This is a genomic window from Actinomadura sp. NPDC048032, from assembly GCF_040653175.1.
In the GTDB taxonomy this organism is placed as follows: Bacteria; Actinomycetota; Actinomycetes; order Streptosporangiales; family Streptosporangiaceae; genus Spirillospora; species Spirillospora verrucosospora.
The window spans coordinates 1-4630 of record NZ_JBEZJP010000538.1 but is presented as its reverse complement, the minus strand read 5'-3'; the positions used below and the strand labels follow the sequence as shown (position 1 = coordinate 4630).

General features: G+C 74.6%; 5 protein-coding genes and 1 pseudogene. 2 read left to right on the top strand and 4 right to left on the bottom strand.

What is annotated here, in order from left to right; genetic code table 11:
- Positions 1 to 894, top strand: a pseudogene (locus AB0C69_RS38380) (hypothetical protein); the annotation flags it as partial.
- A 21-nt stretch (positions 895 to 915) separates the two neighbouring features.
- Here the strand turns inward: AB0C69_RS38380 and AB0C69_RS38375 are convergent.
- Complete coding sequence (locus AB0C69_RS38375) at positions 916 to 1845, bottom strand: Ppx/GppA phosphatase family protein (protein WP_360360881.1); 930 nt, start codon at positions 1843 to 1845, stop codon at positions 916 to 918.
- Between the two features lie 65 nt (positions 1846 to 1910).
- On the opposite strand from AB0C69_RS38375, the gene AB0C69_RS38370 reads away from it, so the two are divergent.
- Positions 1911 to 2342 carry a PH domain-containing protein gene (locus AB0C69_RS38370; protein ID WP_345182452.1) on the top strand — a complete coding sequence of 144 codons (432 nt, stop codon included), beginning with the start codon at positions 1911 to 1913 and terminating at the stop codon, positions 2340 to 2342.
- On the opposite strand, the gene AB0C69_RS38365 is transcribed toward AB0C69_RS38370, so the two are convergent.
- The 3 genes from AB0C69_RS38365 to AB0C69_RS38355 form a co-directional block, all read right to left on the bottom strand.
- Complete coding sequence (locus AB0C69_RS38365) at positions 2339 to 3244, bottom strand: ribokinase (protein WP_360360878.1); 906 nt, start codon at positions 3242 to 3244, stop codon at positions 2339 to 2341. The two genes, AB0C69_RS38370 and AB0C69_RS38365, sit on opposite strands and share 4 nt — an antisense overlap.
- Positions 3245 to 3284: 40 nt before the next feature.
- The gene (locus tag AB0C69_RS38360) at positions 3285 to 3503 is read right to left on the bottom strand and encodes a hypothetical protein (RefSeq protein ID WP_345182447.1); all 219 of its coding nucleotides are present in this window, start codon (positions 3501 to 3503) and stop codon (positions 3285 to 3287) included.
- A gap of 103 nt (positions 3504 to 3606) precedes the next feature.
- The gene (locus AB0C69_RS38355; protein WP_353833045.1) at positions 3607 to 4398 is read right to left on the bottom strand and encodes an aldo/keto reductase; all 792 of its coding nucleotides are present in this window, start codon (positions 4396 to 4398) and stop codon (positions 3607 to 3609) included.
- Positions 4399 to 4630 lie beyond the last annotated feature (232 nt).

The window sequence follows — 4630 nt, the reverse complement described above, 5'->3', positions numbered from 1 at the left end:
GGGGTCGTGGCGGGCGCCGTCTACCTCAACGGCCTCGATTCCCACGGCGCGCGGAACGCCGCGGCGGGTGCGGCGGCGTTCCCGACCGCGCCGATGTTCGTCCGGGTCGACACCGCGCCCGGGTGGCCGACGACGTGCAACGCCGACATCGGCGTCTACAGGCCCGGCGAGGCGTCTCCGAGGACGCTCGTGGGCGGGCCAGGCTGCGACGTCCTCCCCGAGCGGTCGCCGGACGGCAGGCGCGTCGCGTTCACCCGGATGGGCCAGCGGAGCGGCGAGGCCTGGGTGGTGAACGCCGACGGGTCAGGCGCGCGGAAGGTGACCGGCATCGTGCGCGGCACCCGCGTGGCGTGGTCGCCCGACGGCGCCCGCCTGGCCTACGTGGGCGAGAAGGACGGCGTCCGGCAGATCTTCGCCATGGCCGTCGGGGGCGGCCAGGTCACCCAGCTGACCACCGACGACTCCCTCAAGGACGACCCGATGTGGTCGTCCAAGGGCAAGCTCGTGTTCTGGAGCAAGCGCGACGCCGACGTGGAGCAGATCTACACCATGGACGCGGACCGGCCGGGCGGCGCCTGGACGCGGATCAGCAGGGACGGCGTGCGCGCGGTCGACCCGGAGTGGTCCCCCGACGGCTCCAAGATCGCCTACGTCCGGGGACCGGCCACCGCGAGCGACATCTGGATCATGAACGCCGACGGGTCCGGCGCGCACGCGCTGACGTCCGGGGCGGCGCGCGACATGGACCCGGCGTGGTCGGGCGACGGCCGCTGGCTCGCCTACGTGCGCGGCGAGGTCACCGACCCGGTGATCCGCGCCGTCCGCGCGGACGGCACCGGCGACCGCGCCGTCACGCCCGAGGGCCGGGTCCTCGGCCACCCGAACTGGTCGTGAGGGCCGGACCGCTCCCCGCGCTCAGCCGGTGATCATGTCGAGGCGGCGCAGGATGACGCCCTCGCGCAGCGCCCACGGGCAGACCTCCAGCTCGGGCAGCTCGAACAGGTCCATCGCCGCGTCGGCGACGATCGCGCCCGCGAGCAGCTGCGGGGCGCGCCGCTCGGACACCCCGGGCAGCTCGGCGCGCTCGGCGGAGGGCATCGCGGCGAGCTTGTCGGTCCACTCGGTGAGGGCCTCGCCCGCCAGGACGCGCCGCTGGTAGGGGCCGTCGGCCGTCGGGGCGGCGCCGCCGATCCGGGCGAGCTGCTTGAACGTCTTGGACGTGGCGACCGCGTGGTCGGCCGCCCCGTACCGGGCGACGTCCCCGACCCGCCGCGCGATCTCCGCGCGGACGTGCCGGCGCAGTCTGCGGACCTCCTCGGCGGGCGGCGGGTCGGCGGTGAACCAGTCGCGGGTGAGGCGCCCGGCGCCGAGCGGCAGGGAGAACGCCGCGTCCGGCTCCTCGTCGATGCCGGAGGCGACCTCCAGCGAGCCGCCGCCGATGTCCACCACGAGCAGCCTCCCCGAGGACCAGCCGAACCAGCGCCGGACGGCGAGGAAGGTCAGCCGCGCCTCCTCCTCGCCGGACAGCGCCCGGATGTCGATCCGCTTGTCCGCGCGGATGCGCGCCAGGACGTCGTCGCCGTTGGAGGCGTCGCGGACGGCGGAGGTGGCGAACGCGACCAGGTCCTCCACGCCCTTGTCCTCGGCGACCTGGAGCGCCTCGTCGACGAAGTCGCGCAGCAGCGTCTCGCCCTCTTCGGAGAGCCGCTCGCCGTCCGCCAGATGGTCGGCGAGTCTCAGGTCCGCCTTGTGGGAGTACGCGGGGAGGGGCCGCGCGCCCTGGTGGGCGTCCACCACCAGGAGATGCACCGTGTTCGAGCCCACGTCCAGCACACCGAGTCGCATGGCCCCGACGCTATCGGACCGATCCATGGCGCGGGCAGGGCCCGGCGGGGGCTATGGTCGGCGGCATGGAGGCGGCTCACGAGCGGCGGTGGCGCGTACCGCCAGGTCATGTGGTGGTCAAGTGCGCGGCGGCGGCGGCCGTCACGGCGCTGCTCGTGCTGTACTCCCACGACCCCCAGTTCCGGTTCCTGGCGGGCGCGGCGGCGATCGGCCTGAACGTGCTCGCGCTGCGCGACCTGATCGCCCCGGTCCGGCTCGCCGCAGACCGCGAGGGCCTCACCGTCGTGACCGGCTACGCCCGGCGCCGCCGGCTGCGCTGGGACGAGGTGGTCTCCATCCGGGTGGACGAGCGGCGCCGGCTGCTGCTGCACACGCGGATCCTGGAGATCGAGACCGCCGACGACCTGTACCTGCTCAGCGCGTTCGACCTGGGCTCGGACGTCCACGACGCCGCCGACGAGCTGTACCGGCTGCGCCCGCACCGGCCCGTGAACTAGAGGGTGGGCACCTCGTCCGGCGTGGGGAACGAGCTCTGCGCGCCGGGGCGGCGGACGGCCGCGGCGCCGACCCGGGCGGCGTAGCGGGCCGCCTCCCGCAGGGAGTCGCCGCGCGCGAGCCGCAGGCACAGCGCGGCGGTGAAGGCGTCCCCGGCACCCGTGGTGTCGACGGCCTCCGACCGCGGGGACGGGAGGGCGGAGGTGCCCCGGCCGTCGGCGACGACGACTCCGTCGGCGCCGACCGTGACCGCGACCGAGCGGGGCCCGGACCCGGCGAGCGCCGCCGCCATCCGGCCGGGGTCGCCGGCCCCGCCGAGCAGGAAGGCGGCCTCGTGCTCGTTGACGACGAGGGGGTCGCAGAGGGCGAGCAGCCCGTCCGGGACGGGCGCGGACGGCGAGAGGTTCAGCACGACCCGGCGGCCCGCGCGGGCGGCGAGCCCGGCGGCGGCCTCCACCGCGGGCAGCGGCACCTCCATCTGCAGCGACACGACCGGGGCGCTCTCGATCAGCGGCCGGGCCGCCTCGACGTCGGCGGGGCCGAGCCTGGCGTTGGCGCCTGGTGAGACGATGATGCTGTTGTCGCCGTCCGGCCCGACCGTGATCAGCGCGACGCCCGTCGGGACGCCCGGCGTGGCCGCCAGGTGCGCGAGGTCCACGCCGGCCGCGGCCAGGGCGTCGCGCAGCAGGGCGCCGTGCCCGTCGTCGCCGACCCGGCCGACGATCGCGGCCCGGCCGCCGAGCCGCGCCGCCGCGACCGCCTGGTTGGCCCCCTTGCCGCCCGGATGCGTGGCCAGGTCGGACCCGAGCACGGTCTCCCCCGGCGCGGGCCGCCGCTCCACTCCCACCACCAGGTCGGCGTTGAGCGATCCGACCACGGCGACGTCACACCTGCGCTGTCCCACCAGTAACCGACTACACGCGCGGGTGGCGTCCGCGCAACCGCTATCCCGAGCGCAGCTCCGCCAGGTCGACGATCTCGGCGAGATCATCGACCGTCGGGTAGTAGCCGCGGCCGACGGGCACCCCGTCCCGGGTCACCAGCAGCGCCGTGGCCCCCCGCACTCCGGCGAAGTCCGCCCACACCCCGTGCGCGCCGGTCAGCCGCACCGCCGTCACCCGTAACCCGCCGGGCCCCGTCCAGCTCCCCCGCTCCTCCCCCATGCACGGAACGTTACGCTTGGCCACCCACGGTCACGATCTTGGGGTCTCCCGGCGGCGACCGAGCGCGTGGTGACGGTTCCCGAGGGGCGCGTCGCGCGGGGGGCTAGTCCGTCTCGAACGTCGCCGGGTCGGGCCCGAAGCGCAGGCCCTTGTCCATCTCGCCGAGCGTCTTCATGTCGTCCGGCGTCAGCTCGAAGCCGAACACGTCGATGTTCTCCGCGATCCGGGACGGCGTCGCCGACTTCGGGATGACCACGTTCCCGATCTGCAGGTGCCAGCGCAGCGCGACCTGGGCGGGGGTGCGGCCGTGGGCCCGGGCGATGCGGTCGAGCGCGGGGTCGTCCAGGAGCCCGTGCCCCTGGCCGAGCGGCGCCCACGCCTCGGTGCGGATGCCGTGGTCGCGGTGGAAGGCGCGCATCCCGTCCTGCTGGAAGTACGGGTGCAGCTCGATCTGGTTGACGGCGGGGACCACGTCGGCCTCGTCGATGACGCGCCGCAGCGTCTCCACGGTGAAGTTGGAGACGCCGATCGAGCGGACCCGCCCGTCGTGCTTCAGCCGTTCCAGCGCCCGCCAGGTCTCCAGGTACAGGTCGCGGCCCGGCATCGGCCAGTGGATCAGGTAGAGGTCCAGGTATTCCAGGCCGAGGCGGCGCAGGCTCGCCTCGTAGGCGCGCATCGTGGCGTCGTAGCCCTGGTCGCTGTTCCACACCTTGCTGGTGACGAACAGCTCGTCGCGCGGCAGCTCCGACGCGCGCAGGGCGCGCCCCACGCCTTCCTCGTTGCCGTAGGCGCTGGCGGTGTCGATGCTGCGGTAGCCGTTCCGCAGGGCGATCGTCACGGCGCTCTCGGCCTCGTCGTTCCCCACCTGGAAGACCCCGAAGCCGAGCTGCGGCATCGCGGTCCCGTCGATGAGGTCCACGTTCGGTACGGTCACGGTGTCCCTCCTCCCTCGACTGTGTACCGTGCGCTCTCCTGCCCTGAGACGTGCCGTCAAACATGGCGGGCCCGCCGTTCGCCCGGCCCGCGGGCGGTCTAGGGCCTGTTTCTTGGATCAGGTGCGTAGCCAGATGAGCAGGACAGCGACGGTGATGGTGCCGGTGAACAGGTAGCCGCGTTTGTCGAAGCGG